This is a genomic window from Pseudomonas sp. Pseusp88 (assembly GCF_047303955.1).
In the GTDB taxonomy this organism is placed as follows: domain Bacteria; phylum Pseudomonadota; class Gammaproteobacteria; order Pseudomonadales; family Pseudomonadaceae; genus Aquipseudomonas.
Map to the genome: position 1 here is coordinate 76,854 of NZ_JBGLYM010000018.1, position 20,695 is coordinate 97,548.

The window sequence follows — 20,695 nt, forward strand, 5'->3', positions numbered from 1 at the left end:
CGCCATCAAGGCTGTGCGCAGGTCATCAAAGAGGGGAATCAAACAGCCGACAGACCGGCGCTACTGCTCACGGCCTGTTCCAGCGGCGGATGGGTAACCGGCGTCCACAGATCCACATTGCTGTCGGCCAGGGCCTGGAGATCCGGCAGCGGACGACGCAGGTCGGCTATTTGCTCGCAGTGATTCTCCAGGGCCCGGGCAGCCAGCAACAATTCCAGATCACCACGGAACTTGCCGATCAATTGCATCCCGAATGGCATGCCCAGATGATCGACGCCCAACGGCATGGACAGCGCCGGGTTGGTGGCCAGAGTGACGACATAGGTCAGCGCCAGCCAGCGGTAATAATTTTCCAGCTCCACGCCGTTGACGTGGGTCAGATAGGGTTGTTCCCAGGGGAACGCCGAGACCGGGGTGGTCGGCGACAGGATCAAGTCATACTGGCTGAACAGTTGCTGGAAACGACGAAAAATACGGGTCTGCTCGGCACCGGCCCAGACGCAGTCCTTGAGCGACATCTGCGCGCCCATTTCATAGTTGGCGCGGGGATTGGGGCCCAGGGAATCCGGATCTTTCTCGTAGGCGGCCTGCAAACTGCCGACAAACGCCTCGGCGCGCACCACGTCAAAGCAACGGTGGGCGTGTTGCATGTCGATCTGCACTTCTTCGCAGACGGCAAATACACCCTTGAGCGCGGCTATCTTGTTGCGGAATACCTGACGGATTCCGTCATCAACGTCACAGACGCCGAAGTCTTCGGTATAGCCCACCCGCAGTGTCGACAGATCCACGCCAGCACTGGGGGCGCCCGGCATGCTGAACTCGTAGCTCAACGGATCGCTGGCGGCTACGCCCGCCGTCGCTGCCAATTGCAGCCAGGTGTCGTCGACGTTGCGCCCCATGGGGCCGACCACGGAAATCGGCGTCCAGCCCAGCAGCTTGCGCTCACTGGGCACCAGGCCCGGTGAAGTGCGCAGGCCGACAATGCCGCACTTGGCCGCCGGGATGCGCAACGAACCGCCGGTGTCGGAGCCGCTGCACAGCGGGACCATGTCCACCGCCAGCGCCGCTGCGGCGCCACCGGACGAGCCGCCGGCATTGAGGCGCGGATTGAAGGGATTCCCCGTGGCACCCCAGACCGGATTGCGGGTGTTGGCCCCTGCCCCCATTTCCGGCACATTGGTCTTGCCGACCACCAGCGCACCGGCCGCGCGCAAGCGCCGCACCAACTCATTGTCCTTGCCCGGTACGTTGCCGCGAAACAACGGCGAACCGTAGGTGGTCTGCAGACCTTCGGTTTCTTCCAGATCCTTGATACCAATCGGCAGGCCACTGAGCAGACCGCGCGACTGGCCTTTCATGATCGCCTGTTCGACGGCAATCGCCTCCTCGCGGGCACGCTTAAAGGAGGTGGCGCAGAACGCATTGATCTTCGGGTTCAGCGCCTCGATACGATCAATACAGGCATCGAGCAGTTCCACCGGCGAGACCTGCCGGGTGTCCATCAACTTTTTCAGTTCAACAGCGCTTTTGCCGAGCAGTTCGTTCTGCGTTTTCATAAGAGAGTTCTCAACTAAAAGTCTGCAGCCAATATAAAAATCGGGGCATGGGGCAACAACCGACATTTTTAGAAGGCTGCGATGCCTTTTAAAGATGCCAGCTGCAACAGTCCGTCAACGTCATCAGGGGGTGTCAGGTAATACGCACTTCATATATTCGATAAAGGCTTGCAGGTGCGTCGACAAGGGCCGCCTGGCCATGGTCTGGATTTCGATGGAGCGCTCACCACCGCACATCTCGGGCACCGTCAGTGCCACCAGGTGGCCCTGGCGCAAACGCTCGCGCACGAATAACTCGCCACAAAACGTGATGGCCGCGCCGGACATGGAGAATGTCAACAGCGCTTCCAGGTGATCACTGTCCAGCACGCTTTTGTAATTGAGCCCTTCGCGGCTGCAATACAGGTTCAGCAACTGACGGATCGTAGTGTCCGGTCCCGGCAGGGCCAATGGATGTTCGACCACCTGCTTGAGTGCCTGGGTGCCGCTGGCGGCAAGCGGATGGCCTGGGGACACCACGGCCAGAATCGGTGCCGGCTGGCTGTAGACCACGCTGATGTCCCTGGCCACACCAAGACTGAAGGAAAAACCGATATCCACCTCGGCCTCGCGGACCATCCGTGTCACTTCCAGGGCCGAGGCGACGACGATACGAAAACAACTCGCGGCGCCCCCGGCTCGAAAACCGGCGATAGCACCCGGCAGACACTGTGAGGCAAAACCTTCGGTACAGGCGATGCTGATCAAGGACTCGGACTGCTCGCGCAGGGCGCTGATTTCCTGGCTGACCTGCTCGGCATCGAGCAGGGTGCGGCGTGCATATGCAGCCAGCAACTCCCCTGCCGGGCTCAGGCTGACACCCCGGGACTGGCGCTCGAAAAGCACCGCCCCCAGTTCGCTTTCGAGACGACTGATCTGGCGGCTGACCGCAGAAGGCACCACATGCAGGCGCACGGCGGCTTCGCTGATCGAACCGCTGTTGACCACTTGCAGGAAGTAGCGAACGGCAGTCTCACTCAAGGTTCGAGCGCTCATGGGGATGGATTTCTCTGTCCGGTGGACGGTCGAGCTTAATCCATTGCCAGCAGGCTTGCCGAGGACACGTGCCATGATCAGGCCTCGTGGGCGTTGGCTTGCTGCACTGAGAGAATCTTGCTCGCGCTCAGGGTCATGCTGATCAGGGCGGCTACGGCGGTGGCACCAATCAGGAACAGGAAGGCCGAATCGTAGGTTTTGTAGTACGACACCAAAAAGCCGATAACCATGGGCGATACAAAGCCTGCCAGTTGTCCGCCGAAATTGACCATGCCAATGCCGGTGCCTACCAGGCGTTGCGCTAGAATCTTGGTCGGCAAGGCGAACGCGGCAGCGAAGACGAAGGATTTGAAGAAGTACGCCGCCGCTTGATAGGCAATCACTTCGGTCGTGGTTTGCGAGGTGTACATGCCGTACAGGAAAACACCGGTCAGTATGCAGCTGCCCATCATCAAATACTTTTCCCGCCCGTCGAAGTACTTGACCATCAGCCAGCCCCCCATGGCCGTGGCGATCGCGGCACTGATGAACGGCAGCGGCACCAGCATGCCGACGGTCTTCAGATCCAGGCCACGGGCGGTGAGCAGATACATCGGCATCCATGCATCCAGGCCCTTGTTGACCAGACCCAGGGCAAACCAGATGGCCACGATCTTCCACAACAACGGCATACGCAGCAGCTCTTTGGCACTGGCCTTGCCCAACCGGGAACCGGTATCAGGCTGGTAATTGCCATAGGCTTGCGGGCGCTTGACGACAACGGCGTACATCACAGCGAAGACAATGCCTGCAACACCGATGGCCAGGAACACGTCACGCCAGCCCAACCAGAGAATCAGTGGCGCAATGATCAGCGGCGCGACGAAGCTGCCGGTGTAATTGGAGGAAATCATCAGGCTGGCCATCTTCGGCCGGTCCTTGCGGGTGTAGATCTCTGCCACGCCCTTGATCGCCGACGACGGATAGCTGCCCTCGCCCAGACCGAACAGAAAGCGGATGACCAGGAGTGAGGCCAGGGACCAGGCAAGCCCGGTCATCAGGGTAAAGACCGACCACAGGCTGATGGAGACGATGACCACGGCCTTTGCGCCGAAACGGTCCGCCAGCCAACCGCCAGGGATCTGCATGGCCGCGTAGCCGAGGTAAAACGCGCTGAGCACGACGCCCAGCTCAGCCGGCCCCAGATTGAAATCCTTGCCGATGTGAGACAACGCCAGGGAAATGGCCGAGCGGTCGATATAAGAAATGACGTAACCGAGATACAAGAGAACAAAGACGACTAGCGGTCTGTGCAGGGCATTTTTGATGTTCATTTTTTGCACGCCTGTTCGGTGGCTGGATAATTCGTGGCCTCATCCTAGGAGTGGGAAAAACAGCGAACAAGTGACGGTTTTAGAGCACAGCCGTCGCAAAAACTCATAGCACGCCGGTGGTGCGACAGCCCTGTAAAGGGGCAGCTCTACAGCCACTTAAATGGCCCTTGTCGCACTGAAGAAGTGCGCTATTGAAGTGACTGATCGTCTCGATGCGGTTAAAGTCCGGCCGAAAAAAACACCCGTTCAGAACTGAGAGCATGGGTTTTGAGTGAATTTACCCACGACCCACAGGGTCCTACGAGGACTGTGCCTGCCCCCTACATCAGAAGACGCAGGCACGCTAAGCTGCCTTACTGCCACTCAATAAGAAAGAAGTGAACTGCCATGGGCCGAGTCGTTGCTGCCGCTGTCTACCACGCTGGCAAGAAAGTCACCAATATCACCCTTGATGAAGGCGCAGCCTGGGCCGCCAAACCGGGGCATTTTGTCTGGATCGGCCTCGAACAACCCAATGCCGATGAGCTGGCAACGCTGAAAAGGCAATTCAACCTGCACGAACTGGCCATTGAGGACGCCCTGGAAATTCACAGTCGGCCCAAGCTGGAAAGCTTTGGCGACGGCCTGTTTATCGTGACTTACGCACCGATTCGCGAGAACGGCAAACTCGAATTCATCGAAACTCATATCTTTGCCGGCAAGGGTTACATCATCACTTCGCGCAATGGCCAGTCGAAGTCCTACGGACTGGTGCGCCAACGCTGCGAGGCGCGGCCGTTGCTGCTTGAGCATGGAGAGGATTTCGTGCTCTATGCCCTGCTGGATTTTGTCACCGAGAATTACCAACCGGTCACCGAGGCCATTCATTGCGAGCTGGAGGACCTGGAACACAGCGTGCTCAGCGGCTCGCTGAACGAGGCCGATATCCAGCGCATCCACAGTTTGCGTCGCGATGTGCTGCGTCTGCGGCGTTATGTGTCGCCGATGGTGGAAGTTGGCGAAGAGCTGCAGAAGCTCAACTTCCCGTTTATCGACAAGAACATGCGACCGTACTTCCGCGATGTGGAAATCCACGTCAAGCGGCAGATGGAGGACCTGGCCAACCTGCGTGATATCGCCAGCCAGACCATCGAGATCGGCATGCTGCTGGAGTCATCAAGACAGAGCCTCGTGCAGCGCAAGTTCGCCGCAGGCGCGGCGATCCTGGCCTTCCCCACGGCGATTGCCGGGATCTACGGGATGAACTTCCAGCACATGCCGGAGCTGAGCTGGCAGTACGGTTATTTCATCGTGCTGGGCGTGATCGCAACCGGTTGTACGTCACTGTTCGTGATGTTCCGGCGTCTGGGCTGGCTCTGAGGCCAGCCCTGCCCTTCACAGCGCTTCGGTCGCGGGCTTGTTGGCGACGAAGCGCATCATCCATTCGGCCACGGTCGTGCCATGGTGCTCGTGGTCGAGGCTGGCGATGCCTTTCTGATAGATCTGCTCACCCAGGGATTCCTGACGGATATCCAGCAGAGTCCGCGAATACTCGTGGATGAACTCGGGATGGCCCTGGAAGCAGAGCACCTGATCTTCGATATGGTAGGCGGCGAACGGACAGAACTCGCTGGAGGCAATGACAGTGGCCTTCTCCGGCAAGCTGGTAACCTGATCCTGATGGCTGATCAGCAGGGTCAGCTTTTCCACGGCCGGCGTCATCCAGGCCTTGGCCGGAGCCAGATCGTAGTGGTGAATGCCCACGCCCCAACCCTGGGTGGCGCGCTCGGTCTTGCCGCCGAGCAGCAGCGCCAGCAATTGGTGACCGAAACAGATGCCCAGCAGCTTGTCACCGCGGGCGTAAAGCTTGAGCAGGTACTCTTTGAGGACCTGGATCCAGGGATCGCTGCCAAAGGAATCGGCTTTGCTGCCGGTGACCAGGTAGGCGTCGAACCGCTCTTCCAACGCCGGGTAGACACCCTGCATCACGTTATAGACAGTGAATTCAGCGGCAATCGGCTGACGTGAAAAGAGTCGCTCGAACATCCGCCCGTAACCCTGATATTGATCGACCAGTTCCGGGCGCAGGATGTCGGTTTCCAGAATGCAGATGCGTAACGACATAAAAATACCTGAAGCGATAAAGGCAATAGTGCAGGAATAGAGCCTGCCTTGAACCGGCGGCCCATGGCAAGCGGCGTTTTGCCAGTCTGCGCACAAATGCCTGAACGGGAACTGTTAGGTGGGGGCGGTTTTAATGCTTACATTGTAGGAAGTATCGGCGTCAGACGAACGGTAGTGATGGCTGGTTGCCTCAGGTAAAAGTCGGCAAAGCGTCTAGCCAGCCAACGGCGTGGGTTATGGGCCCTGATTAATAACTTTCAGGCTGTAAAATTTGCGTTATAGATACGAAATGGTTCTAAGCCATGGCGCACCCGGGCTCTAAGGTTAGGTCTGTAGCAGCGGGTACACTAAAAAACAGATCAGGTGCCCAGGTTGTCGACCCTCATGCGGTCGAAGCCACTGCTCAGTGCAATCACCTTTGCAAGCTGCCCGATTCTCTCTGAATGAAATCGGTGAGCTTTTTTCGCTCAGGCAATAACAATAAAGGCGGTCAGCCATGTTCAAGTACAAGCGGTCAAAACTACGCCAAGCCGGACTTATCGTATTCGTCACCACGCTCTTGCTGATCCTGCCGAACATGACCCGTCTGTTCGGCTGATAGACTCGGCATCTTGAGTTGATCTGTGCCAATCTTCTTCCACCAATTGATGGAGGACGGCCAATGCATCGATGGGTCGCAGTCATTACTCTAACCTGCTGTGGCACTGCCCTGGCGGGAGAAGTGGATCAGGCTGGCGCCGTGAGCGCTCTGCGCGAGGGCAAGCTGGCCATCGATGTGCGCAGTCAGACCGACTATGAAGCCGGTACGGTGCTCAATGCCATCCGCGTCGATGAAGTGCGCCTGGTCAATCAACTCAAACAGGTGCTCAACGACCGGAACGTCTCGGTGGTGATCTTCAGCAGCAGCATCGAAAAAGCCAGTAAAGCGCAAGACCGGCTGATAAGAGCGGGATATTCCGGCATCATCAACGGCGGCGATTATGAAGAGCTGCATAACGCCCTGTATGACACCAGCGATGATCCTGCGGAGTAACGTTCTTGCGCTTTCTATCCCTGCTGGCCGGCACCTTGCTGGCACTTCCGCTGCACGCGGCACAACTGACCGTCGAACTGGCCGATGGCGCCCATACCTGGGACACCGCGCAGTTACTGAGCCACCCGTTGGCCCAGGAAGTACGCATCGCCAATGATGTTTCCTACAAGCGAGAGATGAGCTATCGCGTGGTGCCGATGTCGGCCCTGCTCGGCGGTGTCAGCCCGCAAGACCATCTGCAGGCCGTGGCCACTGACGGCTTTGCCGCCGAGTTAGCGGCCGGGCCGCTGTTGCAGAACCGTGGCGCGCGGGCCTGGCTGGCTATCGAGGACCCGGCGCAGCCCTGGCCACCACTGAGTGAAGGCAAGCATAGCGCCGGGCCTTTCTATCTGGTGTGGACCGATCCTCAGGCTGGCGATATAGGTCCTGAACAATGGCCCTATGCCGTGGCCAAGGTCCGCCTGCTCGCCTCAGTGGCCGAGCGCTTCCCGGCATTGACCCCGGACCCGGCACTGGCCGCCGACGATCCGGTCAACCTCGGGTTCGCCCTGTTCCAGAAACATTGCCTGGCTTGCCATCGGCTCAACGGCGCGGGTGATGCTCAAGTCGGCCCCGACCTGAACATGCCCCACAGCCCCACCGAATATTTCGCCGCTGATTACCTGAAACTGTATATCCGCAATCCCCAGGACCTGCGCCAATGGCCACAGGCACGCATGCCCGCCATCCCGACAGAAGTGCTGTCCGATGGTGAGCTGAATCAGGTGATCGGGTATTTGCAGCATATGGCGCAGCGGCGTGCGGGGAATTGAGACAGAGCCTTTTTTACAGGCTAATGAGATCAGGTGGGAGCGAATTCATTCGCGAAAATGGTCTCCCGGCCGATCAAAATGCATTGATCGTCCGGGCCTCTTCGCGAATAAATTCGCTCCCACAAATATGCCCCCATCACTACCCAGTGCTTATTGCACCTGCGCCTGCATCATCGGTAAAGCGACCGGGCTCGGCGTGACCGATACCTTGGCGTGCATCTGCTCGGAGCCGCCACCACGGCGCATGCCGCGAACCGGGCAGGCATCCAGATAGTCCAGGCCGACAGCCAGCTTCAGGTGGCGCTCAGGAATGGCCAACTGGTTGGTCACGTCGAAGCTGTACCAGGCATCGTCGATCCAGGCTTCAGCCCAGGCGTGGCTGGACAGATGTTCGCTGTCTTCGCTGTACAGATAGCCCGAAACATAGCGCGCCGGCACACCCAGGCTGCGGGCGCAGGCCAGGAAAGCATGGGTATGGTCCTGGCAGACACCGGAACGACCGGCAAATGCCTGGATCGCGCTGGTCTCGACTTCGGTCGAACCCGGCGTGTAGGTGATGTGCTGGTTGACGCCATGCATCAGGTCGATCAGCGCAGTCCGGTCCTTGCGCTTGCGGCATTGCTTGGCGGCAAAGATGCGCATCGCCTCGTCGGCTTCGGTGAGGCGGGTAAAACGCAGGAACGGCAGGGCCGACTGGCTTTCGTGCTCAGATTCGCGCTTTTCATCGATCTCGACCTGCCCACGGGCGCCAATGATGATGGCTTCATGGGGCTCGTCGAGTGTCAGGACGTGGAGGATATTACCGAACGGGTCGATCTGCGCGCGCACCGGACGCGGCAGGTTCAACTGCCAGCTCAAAACGTGCTGGCGCTCGCTGTCGTGGGGCGTGAGGCGCAAATACTGGATGCTTGCCCGGACCTGATCGTCGTAGTGATAGGTCGTTTCGTGGCTAATTGAGAGTCTCATGCAGCCTCCAGGTATGAAGTGTGGATAGCGTCACCGAGTTGGGCTACCAACGGGATGAATTCGTTCAACCATTCGTGCAGGCCTTCATCGAGGATCTCGTCGATCCCGGTGTAACGCAGGCGTGCATCCATTTCCGCAGCCAGGCGCTGGGCCGGCCGGCCGTTGGCCCCCGGCAGGCTGGCGAGGATCTGATCCAGCTCTTCAAGACAGGCACGCAACGAACGCGGGATGTCGGCACGTAACAGCAACAACTCGGCGACATGACGCGCACCTGGCGCATCGCGATAGACCTCGGTATAGGCCTCGAACGACGACAGCGCACGCAGCAAGGCGCTCCATTCGTAATAACCGGCCGCCGAGTTGTCCGCCGCCGCATTGGCCTGAGTGCCGCGCAGTTCGAGCATTTCATAGCGGGCGTCGAGCATGCGCATGGTGTTGTCGGCGCGCTCGATAAAGGTGCCCAGACGAATGAAACGGAACGCATCGTTACGCATGATGGTGCCGTAGGTCGCGCCACGGAACAGGTGCGAACGCTCCTTGACCCACTCACAGAAACGGCTCATGCCGTAGCGGCTCAGGCCTTGCTCGGCGATCCCGCGAATCTCCAGGTAGGTGGAGTTGATGTTCTCCCACATGTCGGCGGTAATTCGCCCGCGCACGGCATGGGCACTGGCCCGGGCCGCGCCGAGGCAGCTGTAGATGCTCGCGGGATTGGTTGCGTCCAGGGCGAAGAAATGCAGCATGCGTTCGGCATGCAACTCGCCATGGCGCTCCAGGTAAGTCTCCAGGGTGCCGGTGATCAGCAGCGGCATCGCGATTTCATCCAGCCCGTCGCCACGCCCGTCCTGGGGCATCAATGACAGCGAATAGCTCACGTCCAGCATTCGCGCGAGATTCTCCGCTCGCTCCAGGTAACGTGACATCCAGTAAAGATCCGAGGCAGTTCTACTTAGCATTGGCAGGCATCCTTAATCCTCGACCACCCAGGTGTCCTTGGTTCCGCCACCCTGCGACGAGTTCACCACCAGCGAGCCTTCGCGCAATGCAACGCGGGTCAGGCCGCCGGGCACGACACGGGTTTCGCGGCCGGAAAGAACGAATGGGCGCAGGTCGATATGTCGCGGGGCGATGCCGTTCTCGACAAAGGTCGGGCAGGTCGACAGGGACAATGTGGGTTGCGCGATATAAGCGTGTGGCTTGGCTTTGAGACGAGCGCGGAAGGATTCGATTTCCGCTGCCGTGGCCGCAGGTCCCACCAGCATTCCGTAACCGCCGGAGCCCTGGGTTTCCTTGACCACCAGGTCGCCGAGGTTGGCCAGTACATGGGACAACTCTTCGGGTTTGCGACACTGCCAGGTCGGTACGTTCTTGAGGATCGGCTCTTCATCCAGATAGAAACGGATCATGTCCGTGACATAGGGATAAATCGACTTGTCATCGGCGACACCGGTGCCGATGGCGTTGGCCAGCACGACGTTGCCGGAACGGTAGGACGACAGCAGGCCGGGCACGCCCAGCATCGAATCCGGGTTGAACGCCAGGGGATCGAGGAAGGCATCGTCCAGGCGACGGTAGATCACATCGACAGCCTTGGGGCCATCGGTGGTGCGCATGAATACGCGATCGTCACGCACGAACAGGTCGGCGCCCTCCACCAGCTCCACGCCCATCTCCCGCGCCAGGAAGGCATGTTCGAAGAACGCACTGTTGAAGCGACCCGGCGTCAGCACCACCACACTCGGATTATCCAGATGGCTTGAGCTTTTCAGGGTATCGAGCAACAGACTTGGATAGTGATCGATGGGGGCAATGCGTTGTGCGGAGAACAGCTCGGGGAACAGGCGCATCATCATCTTGCGGTCTTCGAGCATGTAGCTCACGCCGCTGGGAGTACGCAAGTTGTCTTCGAGCACGTAATACGTGCCGTCGCCATCGCGGACCAGGTCGACACCGGAGATATGCGAGTAAAGATCACGATGCAGGTTCAGGCCCTGCATTGCCAACTGATACTGCTCGTTGGCCAGCACCTGCTCGGCGGGAATGATCCCGGCCTTGATGATGCGCTGTTCGTGGTACAGGTCGGCAAGGAACATATTCAGCGCCTTGACGCGCTGGATGCAGCCTCGTTCGACAATCCGCCATTCGCTGGCGGGGATGCTGCGCGGGATCGTGTCAAAGGGGATCAGGCGCTCAGTGCCCTGCTCGTCACCATAAAGCGTGAACGTGATCCCGGCGCGGTGGAACAGCAAGTCGGCTTCGCGCCGGCGTTGAGCCAGCAATTCAGGAGGCGTATCACCCAGCCAGCGGGCGAACTCCCGATAATGCGGGCGGACCAGGCCGCCTGCATCGTACATCTCATCATAAAAGGTGCGGATCATGCCGTACTCCTTGTCACCACGGACACCAAGAGCCTTCGCAAGGCCCGTGCCATCGGCATAAACGCTTATTTATCAATTGGTTAGATATACATCAAACGAACAGCGCACCATTCCTGTGCAATATCCGCCCTCACCAATTCTCCTACGCCTCATTCGGAAGCGTTCTTCATCGTAAAATCTATCACCAGCATAGCCAGAGTTGATTTCCCGAGGAGACATTTGTTTCCGCATAATCCCCGGCAACCTAGCAAACACAAGTGTCAGCCGCAGCCACGCGAAGATTTTTCGAAAAGACAACAGCGTTTGCGATGACCGGATTTATTATTGGACTTCCCTTTGAGCCACTCCCTGGAGTGGCTTTTTTTTGCGCACGACATTTCAAAAACATAAAAAAACGGCCAGCCCTGTGAGGGGTTGGCCGTGGCTTTTAACACGAATAACGTGGAGTCATATTGGCAAGGCGTTGATCAGCTGATACTTCCTGAACCACGCCCCAGCCCTCGACTTCGCCATCGAGCGGGGTAATGACCATCTGGAAGTCCTGCTCGAAATCCCCGATGCCATCGTAGGTGGCGTGCATGACCTTGCTCAGTTGCATATGCCAGGCACCGTCATCACCGGGGTTGATCTGGGTGTTCAGGGATTCGCCACGAAATTGCTCTGCTGCCTGCCGGGCCCGCTCCTCATTCGGGAAAGTGGCATAGAACTCGATGGGGTGGATACGTGCGAAATCGAAGCCGCTCTCTTTCATGCGGCGCAGTACATGACTGCTGATGTCATCTTGATAGGCTGTGCTCATGAAACGTCCTCCTATGCAACGATAGATAGAGTTTCAACGCTCCCGAACACGACAGATACTCTGCCGCGAAGGAGTCAAGCATGAAGCGGACAAGCCCGGGCAACGTGCCCGGCATAGACATGGACGAGTCCGGCAAAGGAATTGACCGGACTCATTTGCAGAGTAACCCCAACTTCGGCCTCTGCCAATGGGCTTTTTGCTGGCTGTTCAGGGCGCTTCGGTAATGGCGATGATCTTGACGCTGTTCTGCTCGTCCAACGACTTGACCGTGGGTTCTGCGGTACGCCCTTCAAGATCGTTGAGATCCAGTTCTGAAGTCACCGGGTACAGATACTTTCGCAGGATACGGGCAGCCTCCTCCTCGCTTGGCCGCTGCTCGGCGGGGTGATCGTAGTTGCGTTGTTCACCATCTTTATCCTGATACGAAATGATCCACTGCTTCATGATGTCTCCTCAGCCCGGCCGGGAAAACGGCTTACCTGATTCGGACATGGGAGCGCGTGTATTCGTTCAAAAAACACCGGGGCTCACATGGCACAGACATGACGTTTCGTTGGAGCGAGGCTTGCCCGCGAATAGAGTAACGAGGTTTGCCAGACAAACCGCGCTGAGGATGTCGCGGGCAAGCCTCGCGCCAACGAGCTCATTGCAAAAAAAGGGCGCCATCACTGGCGCCCTCTTGTGTTACGAACAAAACCCTTACTGGCCCTTGTTCTTGCTCGGCGCTACCCCCGCCGTATTGTCCAGCAGGCTCTTGGTTGCGGTCTGCAGGAAGCTTTCCAGCTTCAGGCGCAGTGCGTCCATGTCCGGTACGTCCTTGAGTTCTTCGGCGTGTTGATTGCCGCCCAGGGTGTAGGTCATGACCTTCGGATCCATGCCTTTAGGTTCGATCAGGATACGGTCACCCGTGATCAGGGCCACAGTCTGCTCGCTGCCTGACGGTTTGATCACGCCGAAGCCCTTGTCACCTTCCGGCAGGTTGAGCAGGTCACGGCCCCAGCACTGGGTGCGTGTCTGGCCACCCAGGCGGCCCATGATGGTCGGCACGATGTCGATCTGTGTACCCACGGTGTGGCTGCGCTGGCCGAATTTCTGCTGGATGCCCGGTGCAATGATGAGCATCGGCACGTTGAAGCGCCCCAGGTCCATTTCGGTCAGTTGCGTGTTGTTGCCAAAACCATGATCGCCGACGACGACGAAGATGGTGTCCTTGAAGTAGGGCTCTTTCTTGGCCTTCTCGAAGAACTGGCCCAGCGCCCAATCCGCGTAACGCATCGCGGTCAGGTGCTCGCTGAGGGTGCCCTGATCGGTAACGCGCTCCACTGGCAGGTTCGCCGGCAAGGCATAAGGCGTATGGTTGGAAAGCGTCTGCAGCAGGGCATAGAACGGCTTGCCGGTCGCTTCCCGGGCCTTCAACTCCTGGTTGCCACGGTCAAACATGTCCTGGTCGGAAACACCCCATGTAGGATCGGAGAACACCGGATTGATGAAATCATTGCGGCCGATGAAAGTGGTCATGCCCTGGTTGCTGAAGAAGCCCGACTGGTTGTCCCAGGCGAAGTCGCCGTTATAGACATAGACGTCGTCATAATTGCGCGCACTGAGCAGCGCAGGCAGACCGGACAGCTTGTGGGCTCCCTCCGGGGTTTGCATCAGGTATTCGAAACCCGGCAGATTGGGGAAGCAACCCATGGTGGCAAACATACCCTGGTGGGTATGGGTACCGTTGGAGAAGAAACGGTCGAACAGCAGGCCTTCCTGGGCCAGCTTGTCGAAGTACGGGGTGATATTGGTCTTGGCGCCCAAGGCTCCCACCGAATGACCGGCGAAGCTTTCCATCAGGATCACCACCACGTTTTTCACCGGCAAGGTGTTGGCGGCAGGCGGGGTGAAGTCACGGCGGATGGCGGCAATATCGGAATCGACCAGCTTGTCATTGGCGGTCAACAGCATGTCGCGCACGGTCTGCTGTGCCAGGGGCTGCGGGACGGTGGCCTTCCAGATATTGGAACGGTCATCGGAACCCAGGCTCTTGGCCGCTTCGATCAGCGACAAGGTGCCGTTGAGGCCCATCTGGTTGGCGAAATTGGAGTCCGTGGTGTAGGCATCCCCCCAACGCAATGGCGGTCCCTGACGCAACGTACCGCGGGCAGCGACCACGGCAATGGCCACGCAGACCAGCAGCACGGCGATACGGCCGTACCAGGGCGCGACAGAACGATTGCTGTTGGCGCCGATACTGAATTCCCGGCGCGGTCGGGTCATGCGGTCAACGCCCTTGAACACCAGGCTCAGCAACCAGGTCACCAGTACCCACGCGATCAGGTAGCGGGCCACCGGGAAGCCGTACCAGAGCATGCTCATGACGGTCTTGGGGTCTTCCTTGATGTACTGGAAGACCAGGCCGTTAAGACGCTGGTGGAATTCGCGGTAGAAATCCATCTCCATCAGGCCCAGGAACAGGGTGATGCTCGCTCCCAGGGTCAGCCAGAAACGGAACAGCCCGCGCCATCGCATGACCCTGGCACTGAGCAGCGCCAACAGCAGCGGCGCAACCAGATAGACCGTCAGGCGCAGGTCGAAACGCAGCCCGTTGCCGAACGCCTCGATAAAGGTCGAGGCCGGGGTCTGGCCGATCATTTCCCGGTTGTAGACCAGCAACGCCAGGCGCAGCAGGCTGTACATCACCATCAGCACCAGACCGCTGATCAGCGTATAGGCCAGATGCGATTTGACGGTGGGTTGAGGCGCGCGCGGCGATGCGCGCTTATGACTCAGGGCGTCCGTTAGGGCCATGTCGTTCTAGGATCCGTTGGATTCAGGTTGATGTTCAAAAATGCCTGTGCAGCCGGCTACGACGAGAAAGCCGACCGGTGATGGGTAGCAAATGCTACTTCATCAACTGCTGCTTGCCACGGGCAGGTAGCACGCATGGCGCGCAAGCCTGAAAGCTAATGCCTCTCAATGCAAGGGCCAGCAGCCATGGCAGGCAAAATTTCATGCAGCATTTTCAGGGTCGCAGGTGAAAATTCCGTCGAGCGTGGCGCCTGAAACGCAGATATGGCCGAAGATTGTGTAAGCAGTTGTGTTTACGAACGCAAAAACAAGTTGCCCGGGCATTGTCGATGATGCCCGGGCGAGCCACAGAATCAGTCGTTGCTTGGCTTGTTCACGGCCTGGAGCACATATTGCGGCAGTGCGAAGGCGCCGATATGCACTTCCGGGTTGTAGTAGCGGGTGATGATGCCACTACCGGCGAAGCGCTGGCGCAGGGTGTCCAGGGGCAGCTTGCGGTAGTCGCTGTTGGTTGCGCCCCAGGCGAAGGTCATGGCGCCGCCGATATAGGTCGGAATCGCCGCCTGGTAGAAATGCCAGTCGGCAAACAGGCCACGCATGCGCCCGGCCGTGGTCTGCACGCCACTGAGCTGCATGAACGGCGTGCCGTTCTGGGTCACCAGGATGCCGCCTTCATTCAGGCAGCGATGGCAGGCCTGATAGAAATTTTCGGAAAACAGCACTTCGCCCGGGCCGATCGGGTCGGTGGAGTCGGAAATGATGACGTCGAATTTTTCTTCGGTGGTGGCCACGAAGCGCATGCCGTCGTCGATCACCAGATTCAGGCGCGGGTCTTCAAATGCGCCCTTGGAGTGCTCCGGCAGGAACTCCTTGCACATCTCGACCACTGTCGCGTCGATCTCGACCATGGTGATGTGCTCGACACTGCGGTGCTTGGCCACTTCACGCAACATACCGCCGTCGCCGCCGCCGATGATCAGCACGCGCTTGGCGGAACCATGGGCCAGGATCGGCACGTGGGTGAGCATCTCGTGGTAAATGAATTCGTCGGCTTCGGTGGTCTGGATCACGCCGTCCAGTGCCATGACCCGGCCCATGCGCGGGTTCTGGAAGATCACCAGGTGTTGATGTTCGGTACGCACTTCGTGAAGCATTTTTTCCATGCGAAAGCGCTGGCCATAACCTTCGTACAACGTTTCTTGATAATCGCTCATGGGTTGAGTCCCTTAATACTGATGGCAGGACGGTGGGCCGCCCCATAAGAAAGGCGCGCATTCTACGTCGCCAATCATGACAGGTCGACTTGTTGGCGCGTGGCTTGCCCGCGACGGCCCCGATTCGATCTATCTGATTTACCGGTTCAGTCAATTCGCGGGCAAGCCACGCTCCAACGACCGGTTTATTGGTAAAAAAACAAAAACGCCCGCCGGCACAGGCCGTCGGGCGTTGATGAAACAGGCGCAGGTCAAATACGTACATTGCCCCGTGGGCCCAAAATCGCCCAGAGGATCAGGCCCAGCACGGGCAAGAGCACAATCAGCAGGACCCAGAGGATTTTCATCCCGGTCTCGGCGCCACTTTTCAGTACATTGATAATGGCCCAGATATCCAGGGCCAGAATGATCAGCCCAACCAATCCATTAAAGCCGGAACCCATGGTATTACTCCAGATGATATATGCGTCCTTCTAGGATAGCCGCACTTCCCAAGGGTTCCGTACTATCAGCCACTTAAACGTGAACCGCCACGCGCAGGGCCTCCAGCGAAGGCGCCGCTGCAATGCCGACCGCCGCACACAACTCCAGGACCCGGGCCTGATCGTTGCCGTAGACCAGTACGGCCTGCAACTCATCATCCAGAGGCTGACTGAGGTTCATCAATACGTAGCCGCCCATTTCCTTGTTCATGCTGCTCAATTGAATCTGGATCCGGTTCAGTGCGGTCAACGGCTCGGTCTTGGCCAGTTGCCTGGGCTTGATATTGAAGGCTACGCCCGGGCCGAACGAGGCGACGATCTGGGCGAAGAGGTCCATATAGGTGTCGGCCTGGAACAGCACCGTCTCGGGCAGGCTGCCGATCACCACCCACTCCCCCAAGGGAATTGGAAAGCTGTCGTCGTAGTTGATATCGGGGTTGGCAGCGAGGAACGCCTGCGGATCGGCATAAGCCTGGGCGGCTTCATCGGCGATCTGCGCGATTTCGGCGTCGCCCATGCACCCCGAACTGATTTTGCTGATTAATTCGTTGAGCTGGTCTTTCATGGGCGTTCCCGATCGGTCAAAAAACAAGGCGCGCAGGATAACGGGAAATCCCTCGCGCCTCTATCTTCACGCCGATGCCAGTTGACGCAACTGCTCGGCGGTCTCGGCGGCACCCATCGCCTGGGCCGCAGCCATGGCCGTTACGCCCTTGGCGTCGGTAGCACGGGGGTCGGCGCCCTGGCTGATAAGGTAATCGACAATGGTCGTGCGGTTGAACATCGCGGCCATCATCAAGGCGGTGCGGCCGTCAAGGGAGGCGCCTTCAACATTGGCGCCGCCCTGGACCAACAACCTGACCACTTCCAGATCGCCCTTGAACGCCGCGCCGGCAATCGGGCTCTGACCATTGTCGTTGCGGATTTCCGGATCGGCCCGATGCTTGAGCAGCACCTGCACGGTCTCTTGTTGACCGTGGTAACTGGCCAGCATCAGCAGGGTGTCGCCCTTGTGATTACGCAGATCGGGGTTCAGTCCCTTTTCCAGCAGCTTGTCGAGCAGTTCGGCATTACCCTGCCGGGCCAGATCGAATACCTGTTCGGCGAACTCCAGGGCTTCATCGTCGGACATCCGCGTGGACTCGCCGGGCTTTTGCTCTGACATGGGGAAACTCCTCGAACGTGCTGATTTGAATAGGCGGCCAGTCTCCCGGAGCGCCCGCGCCAGGGTCAAGCTATGGGTTCGATTACAAAATTTGTCGTGGCATCGACCACTGGTCCGGTGAATCCTGCGTGGCGGGATAAAAGCCCTGAACGACAGTCTGAAATAGGTCAACCCGTCCTGAATCCCCTCCCCAAACCGCAAAATGCAGGATGCCCGATGGGCATTCATGCAAATTGCACGAAGCAATTTTTTTTAAAAAAACATAACTCATTGATAAATAACGATTAAATGTCAGAACAAATAGTGGCACAGAGGCTGCACTAGTCATTCCAAGCTTGTTATCCCATGAGCAATGGAGCCGCTGGACATGACTTTTATCCAAGAAAAATTCGCTTCCGTATTCTCTGAATTCGACGTCACTACCCAGGCCCGTCCCGATGGTGGAGTGCTGCTGTCCCTGCGCAATCGCGAAGGCAAGCAGATCCGTCGTTGCGTGTCTTACGCCCAATTGCACACACCAGTGCAACTGGAATGGGTGATCAGCGCCATTCGCCGTGACCTTGCCGCGCAGGCCAGTGAGTTACCAGCCATCTCAATGCTGCAAAGCCAACACCGTTTTGATCTGCCGACGTACCACACCCGCTGATTGCGCGGGCCAGCTGTTGCATCACCTGAATCACTCTCACTGCTTCACTCTCAAAAGCCCTTATTGACCGCGATTGCCCCACGGCTCTCGCGGTCTTTTTTATTCCCTTTATCTGATGATGCCTTGCCCTAGCGCTTCACCCACGGCCTGGGCACGATTGGTGACGCCAAGCTTGTTGTAGATGGCTTTCAGGTGATACTTGATGGTCGACTCGGAGACGTCCCTTATGCGGGCAATCTCCCAGGAAGTCTTGCCTTCGCGCGCCCATTGCAGGATCTCCACCTCCCTGTCCGTCAGCCCGCGGGTCCTGAAACGTACGCCGCGCCCTGCCATATGCAGAACCGGCACCATACTGGCGACCAGGTATCGGTCCGAAACCGAAAGAGGACGCTTGATACCGTTGAGCGAACACACCGAGATAATTCCGTGCCCTCCCCGACACTGGCTTTTATATCCGTAGGACAGGCCAGGCATCAGCTCGCAGTCGATCACCGCATCATTGAGGTCGTCACTGGCCATGTAATGGCGATAGGCATCCGACCAGTCCAGGAAGCCCAGGCGTTCGCGGTAACATTTGATGACAGGGTCGTCTTTCAACATGCGCCCACGCTGATAGAGTTGCCCCCAGCGACCGTCAACGTTGGACGTCACGAATGTCAGTAATGAAGTCCCCTTGAACTGGTAGAACATTGCTCGTTCACAGTCGCATTGCTGCCTTAACCAGCCCAGGGCGTTTTCAATGGCTCGCTGGCCATCAAGTTCTGTAATACTGCTGACCATTTTTTGTATAAGTAAATCCATTGTGGAATTGACCGGTATGGCACTTCGCATAGTGACCTGCTCCTTATTCAACCCCCGGTCCGTACAACGGCCTGGTTATCTTCATAACGGCAGGGGCTGAAAGTGAAACTTACACGAATAAAAACGTTTAAAACCCGAGGTCAAAACAAACAGGATTTACTGACAAATATGAAAGGCGCGTCCTACTTTTAAACAGGACATAACTTACAAGCGTCTGATTGATTTATATTTGAAAGAGGTATAACGACAACCGCATTAACAACGCAGGGCCGGCCGGGCGGCCCTACGGTATCTCTCGTTTCAGGCTCCTAGAACGCGCCCAGGTCTATGCTGGCAAAACTGCTCACGCAAGGATGCCCGGCCAGGTCACCACCGTCCCGCGCCAGCCCGCAGGTCGCCATGCCGGCAGCTCGGGCGGCGTCCAGCTCTTCGACGATATCCGACAGAAACAGAATGTCGCGCGCCGGATAGTTGATGGCCTCGCTGATGGTGCGATAGGACTTGACTTCGCGCTTGGGCCCGGAGGTGGTGTCGAAATAGCCGCTGAACAACGGCGACAGATCGCCGGCCTCGGAGCAGCCAAAGATCAGGCGCTGTGCCTGGATCGAGCCAGACGAGTACACATACAGCTCATAACCTTCCTGATGCCAGCGCTTGAGCGCCTCGACCGCGTCCGGGTAAACATGCCCCTTGAGCTGCCCGGCCTCATAGCCTTGCTCCCAGACCATACCCTGCAAAGCCTTCAGTGGCGTGGCCTTGCGGTCATCGGCGATCCATTGCAGAAGAATCTCGATCACCCGTTCGATGTCGGCCAGCGGTTCGCCACTGTCCAGGCGCACTGCGCGCAATTGCACGTCCACTTCGGGCCGCTCGGCATGCTCGCGCAGGAAATCCGGCAGATGCCGGGCCGCGAAGGGAAACAGCACATCAAAGACGAAGCTCACCGCGCTGGTGGTGCCTTCGATATCTGTCAGGACCGCTTTTATCGCCATATCAGTTCAGGTTCCTGTAGCTCAATTCAGTCTTCAAGACGCGGAAACCGGCTGGCAATGGGCTCGCCGGTAAAATTGGCGACCCAGCCTTCCGGATTGTTGAACAAACGGATCGCGACGAAATGCGGGTGTTCGCCCATGTCGAACCAGTGGCGAGTGCCAGCGGGGACCGAGATCAGATCGTTCTTCTCGCAGAGTACTGCATAGACGTGATCGTCAATATGCAGAGTAAACAACCCGCGTCCGGCAACGAAAAATCTTACTTCGTCCTCACCATGGCGGTGCTCGTCGAGAAACTTGGCGCGCAACTCGGCTTTCTGCGGGTGATCGCTGTTGAGGCTGATCACGTCCACGGTGACATACCCTCGCTCGGTCATCAGCGTGTCGATTTGCTCGCGATAGGCGGCGATCACTTCTTCCTGGCTGGCACCGGGGGTGATCGGCGTTGCGGCCTGCCAGCGATCAAAGCCCACGCCGTGCTCGGCCAGGGTCGAAACGATGTCTTCAAGGTGGGTAAGGACCTTGTTCGGCTGCTCAGGACTGGATTCGTGATAAACGGACAGGCTGCTCATGGCACGGCTTCCTCGATCGGTTAAAGACC

21 protein-coding genes are annotated in these 20,695 nt (G+C 58.4%); 4 read left to right on the top strand and 17 right to left on the bottom strand.

The window, feature by feature from the left end; genetic code table 11:
* Positions 1 to 38: 38 nt before the first annotated feature.
* From ACCD02_RS20910 to ACCD02_RS20920, 3 genes are all read right to left on the bottom strand, one after another.
* Positions 39 to 1,559, bottom strand: coding sequence for an amidase (locus tag ACCD02_RS20910; RefSeq protein ID WP_413305937.1), 1,521 nt, complete (start codon positions 1,557 to 1,559; stop codon positions 39 to 41).
* A gap of 123 nt (positions 1,560 to 1,682) precedes the next feature.
* Positions 1,683 to 2,594, bottom strand: a complete 912-nt coding sequence (locus ACCD02_RS20915) for a LysR family transcriptional regulator (RefSeq protein ID WP_413305939.1) — start codon at positions 2,592 to 2,594, stop codon at positions 1,683 to 1,685.
* A 77-nt stretch (positions 2,595 to 2,671) separates the two neighbouring features.
* Positions 2,672 to 3,907, bottom strand: a complete 1,236-nt coding sequence (locus ACCD02_RS20920) for an MFS transporter (RefSeq protein WP_413305942.1) — start codon at positions 3,905 to 3,907, stop codon at positions 2,672 to 2,674.
* A 387-nt stretch (positions 3,908 to 4,294) separates the two neighbouring features.
* Here ACCD02_RS20920 and ACCD02_RS20925 point away from each other — a divergent pair, with 387 nt between their 5' ends.
* Positions 4,295 to 5,266 carry a magnesium and cobalt transport protein CorA gene (locus ACCD02_RS20925; protein WP_413305945.1) on the top strand — a complete coding sequence of 324 codons (972 nt, stop codon included), beginning with the start codon at positions 4,295 to 4,297 and terminating at the stop codon, positions 5,264 to 5,266.
* Between the two features lie 15 nt (positions 5,267 to 5,281).
* Here ACCD02_RS20925 and ACCD02_RS20930 read toward each other — a convergent pair whose 3' ends face one another.
* Complete coding sequence (locus ACCD02_RS20930) at positions 5,282 to 6,010, bottom strand: amidotransferase (RefSeq protein ID WP_413305947.1); 729 nt, start codon at positions 6,008 to 6,010, stop codon at positions 5,282 to 5,284.
* A gap of 661 nt (positions 6,011 to 6,671) precedes the next feature.
* On the opposite strand from ACCD02_RS20930, the gene ACCD02_RS20935 reads away from it, so the two are divergent.
* Both ACCD02_RS20935 and ACCD02_RS20940 read left to right on the top strand, forming a co-directional pair.
* The gene (locus ACCD02_RS20935) at positions 6,672 to 7,043 is read left to right on the top strand and encodes a rhodanese-like domain-containing protein (protein ID WP_413305950.1); all 372 of its coding nucleotides are present in this window, start codon (positions 6,672 to 6,674) and stop codon (positions 7,041 to 7,043) included.
* Positions 7,044 to 7,048: 5 nt separating this feature from the next.
* Positions 7,049 to 7,855 (top strand): c-type cytochrome, encoded by an 807-nt coding sequence (locus ACCD02_RS20940; RefSeq protein ID WP_413305952.1) that lies wholly within the window; start codon positions 7,049 to 7,051, stop codon positions 7,853 to 7,855.
* A 150-nt stretch (positions 7,856 to 8,005) separates the two neighbouring features.
* Here the strand turns inward: ACCD02_RS20940 and ACCD02_RS20945 are convergent, their stop codons facing one another.
* The 10 genes from ACCD02_RS20945 to ACCD02_RS20990 form a co-directional block, all read right to left on the bottom strand.
* Complete coding sequence (locus ACCD02_RS20945) at positions 8,006 to 8,821, bottom strand: transglutaminase family protein (protein WP_413305955.1); 816 nt, start codon at positions 8,819 to 8,821, stop codon at positions 8,006 to 8,008.
* Positions 8,818 to 9,777: an alpha-E domain-containing protein gene (locus ACCD02_RS20950; protein ID WP_413305957.1), complete on the bottom strand. Its 960-nt coding sequence runs from the start codon at positions 9,775 to 9,777 to the stop codon at positions 8,818 to 8,820. Before ACCD02_RS20950 ends, ACCD02_RS20945 begins: the two co-directional genes overlap by 4 nt.
* Positions 9,778 to 9,789: 12 nt before the next feature.
* The gene (locus ACCD02_RS20955) at positions 9,790 to 11,199 is read right to left on the bottom strand and encodes a circularly permuted type 2 ATP-grasp protein (protein WP_413305960.1); all 1,410 of its coding nucleotides are present in this window, start codon (positions 11,197 to 11,199) and stop codon (positions 9,790 to 9,792) included.
* Positions 11,200 to 11,626: 427 nt separating this feature from the next.
* Entirely contained in the window at positions 11,627 to 11,998 is a 372-nt protein-coding gene (locus ACCD02_RS20960) for a ribonuclease E inhibitor RraB (protein WP_413305963.1), read from the bottom strand.
* Positions 11,999 to 12,205: 207 nt separating this feature from the next.
* Positions 12,206 to 12,442 carry a hypothetical protein gene (locus ACCD02_RS20965; RefSeq protein ID WP_413305966.1) on the bottom strand — a complete coding sequence of 79 codons (237 nt, stop codon included), beginning with the start codon at positions 12,440 to 12,442 and terminating at the stop codon, positions 12,206 to 12,208.
* A gap of 255 nt (positions 12,443 to 12,697) precedes the next feature.
* A complete protein-coding gene (locus ACCD02_RS20970; RefSeq protein ID WP_413305968.1) occupies positions 12,698 to 14,794 on the bottom strand; it encodes an LTA synthase family protein in 2,097 nt (698 codons plus the stop codon).
* A gap of 353 nt (positions 14,795 to 15,147) precedes the next feature.
* A complete protein-coding gene (gene speE, locus ACCD02_RS20975; protein ID WP_413305971.1) occupies positions 15,148 to 16,008 on the bottom strand; it encodes a polyamine aminopropyltransferase in 861 nt (286 codons plus the stop codon).
* A gap of 251 nt (positions 16,009 to 16,259) precedes the next feature.
* The gene (locus ACCD02_RS20980; RefSeq protein WP_259102125.1) at positions 16,260 to 16,451 is read right to left on the bottom strand and encodes a PLDc N-terminal domain-containing protein; all 192 of its coding nucleotides are present in this window, start codon (positions 16,449 to 16,451) and stop codon (positions 16,260 to 16,262) included.
* Between the two features lie 73 nt (positions 16,452 to 16,524).
* Positions 16,525 to 17,055: a hypothetical protein gene (locus tag ACCD02_RS20985; protein WP_413305974.1), complete on the bottom strand. Its 531-nt coding sequence runs from the start codon at positions 17,053 to 17,055 to the stop codon at positions 16,525 to 16,527.
* A 66-nt stretch (positions 17,056 to 17,121) separates the two neighbouring features.
* Positions 17,122 to 17,655, bottom strand: coding sequence for an ankyrin repeat domain-containing protein (locus tag ACCD02_RS20990; RefSeq protein WP_413305977.1), 534 nt, complete (start codon positions 17,653 to 17,655; stop codon positions 17,122 to 17,124).
* Between the two features lie 367 nt (positions 17,656 to 18,022).
* Between ACCD02_RS20990 and ACCD02_RS20995 the strand changes: the two genes are divergently transcribed.
* Positions 18,023 to 18,301, top strand: a complete 279-nt coding sequence (locus tag ACCD02_RS20995) for a DUF3509 domain-containing protein (RefSeq protein ID WP_413305979.1) — start codon at positions 18,023 to 18,025, stop codon at positions 18,299 to 18,301.
* 108 nt (positions 18,302 to 18,409) lie between these two features.
* Here ACCD02_RS20995 and ACCD02_RS21000 read toward each other — a convergent pair whose 3' ends face one another.
* From ACCD02_RS21000 to ACCD02_RS21010, 3 genes are all read right to left on the bottom strand, one after another.
* The gene (locus ACCD02_RS21000; protein WP_413305982.1) at positions 18,410 to 19,132 is read right to left on the bottom strand and encodes a helix-turn-helix transcriptional regulator; all 723 of its coding nucleotides are present in this window, start codon (positions 19,130 to 19,132) and stop codon (positions 18,410 to 18,412) included.
* 278 nt (positions 19,133 to 19,410) lie between these two features.
* Entirely contained in the window at positions 19,411 to 20,094 is a 684-nt protein-coding gene (gene mtnC, locus ACCD02_RS21005) for an acireductone synthase (protein ID WP_413305985.1), read from the bottom strand.
* Positions 20,095 to 20,120: 26 nt separating this feature from the next.
* Positions 20,121 to 20,666 (bottom strand): 1,2-dihydroxy-3-keto-5-methylthiopentene dioxygenase, encoded by a 546-nt coding sequence (locus ACCD02_RS21010; protein WP_413305988.1) that lies wholly within the window; start codon positions 20,664 to 20,666, stop codon positions 20,121 to 20,123.
* Positions 20,667 to 20,695 lie beyond the last annotated feature (29 nt).

Excerpts from the sequence above, each read along its gene's own strand:
- ACCD02_RS20920 (WP_413305942.1), bottom strand. The coding sequence starts at position 3,907 with ATGAACATCAAAAATGCCCTGCACAGACCGCTAGTCGTCTTTGTTCTC.
- ACCD02_RS20970 (WP_413305968.1), bottom strand. The coding sequence starts at position 14,794 with ATGGCCCTAACGGACGCCCTGAGTCATAAGCGCGCATCGCCGCGCGCG.
- ACCD02_RS20945 (WP_413305955.1), bottom strand. The coding sequence starts at position 8,821 with ATGAGACTCTCAATTAGCCACGAAACGACCTATCACTACGACGATCAG.
- ACCD02_RS20965 (WP_413305966.1), bottom strand. The coding sequence starts at position 12,442 with ATGAAGCAGTGGATCATTTCGTATCAGGATAAAGATGGTGAACAACGC.
- ACCD02_RS20955 (WP_413305960.1), bottom strand. The coding sequence starts at position 11,199 with ATGATCCGCACCTTTTATGATGAGATGTACGATGCAGGCGGCCTGGTC.
- ACCD02_RS20915 (WP_413305939.1), bottom strand. The coding sequence starts at position 2,594 with ATGAGCGCTCGAACCTTGAGTGAGACTGCCGTTCGCTACTTCCTGCAA.
- speE (WP_413305971.1), bottom strand. The coding sequence starts at position 16,008 with ATGAGCGATTATCAAGAAACGTTGTACGAAGGTTATGGCCAGCGCTTT.
- ACCD02_RS20950 (WP_413305957.1), bottom strand. The coding sequence starts at position 9,777 with ATGCTAAGTAGAACTGCCTCGGATCTTTACTGGATGTCACGTTACCTG.
- ACCD02_RS20935 (WP_413305950.1), top strand. The coding sequence starts at position 6,672 with ATGCATCGATGGGTCGCAGTCATTACTCTAACCTGCTGTGGCACTGCC.
- ACCD02_RS20960 (WP_413305963.1), bottom strand. The coding sequence starts at position 11,998 with ATGAGCACAGCCTATCAAGATGACATCAGCAGTCATGTACTGCGCCGC.
- ACCD02_RS20985 (WP_413305974.1), bottom strand. The coding sequence starts at position 17,055 with ATGAAAGACCAGCTCAACGAATTAATCAGCAAAATCAGTTCGGGGTGC.
- ACCD02_RS20980 (WP_259102125.1), bottom strand. The coding sequence starts at position 16,451 with ATGGGTTCCGGCTTTAATGGATTGGTTGGGCTGATCATTCTGGCCCTG.
- ACCD02_RS21010 (WP_413305988.1), bottom strand. The coding sequence starts at position 20,666 with ATGAGCAGCCTGTCCGTTTATCACGAATCCAGTCCTGAGCAGCCGAAC.
- ACCD02_RS20925 (WP_413305945.1), top strand. The coding sequence starts at position 4,295 with ATGGGCCGAGTCGTTGCTGCCGCTGTCTACCACGCTGGCAAGAAAGTC.
- ACCD02_RS20930 (WP_413305947.1), bottom strand. The coding sequence starts at position 6,010 with ATGTCGTTACGCATCTGCATTCTGGAAACCGACATCCTGCGCCCGGAA.
- ACCD02_RS21000 (WP_413305982.1), bottom strand. The coding sequence starts at position 19,132 with ATGCGAAGTGCCATACCGGTCAATTCCACAATGGATTTACTTATACAA.
- ACCD02_RS20995 (WP_413305979.1), top strand. The coding sequence starts at position 18,023 with ATGACTTTTATCCAAGAAAAATTCGCTTCCGTATTCTCTGAATTCGAC.
- ACCD02_RS20910 (WP_413305937.1), bottom strand. The coding sequence starts at position 1,559 with ATGAAAACGCAGAACGAACTGCTCGGCAAAAGCGCTGTTGAACTGAAA.
- ACCD02_RS20990 (WP_413305977.1), bottom strand. The coding sequence starts at position 17,655 with ATGTCAGAGCAAAAGCCCGGCGAGTCCACGCGGATGTCCGACGATGAA.
- mtnC (WP_413305985.1), bottom strand. The coding sequence starts at position 20,094 with ATGGCGATAAAAGCGGTCCTGACAGATATCGAAGGCACCACCAGCGCG.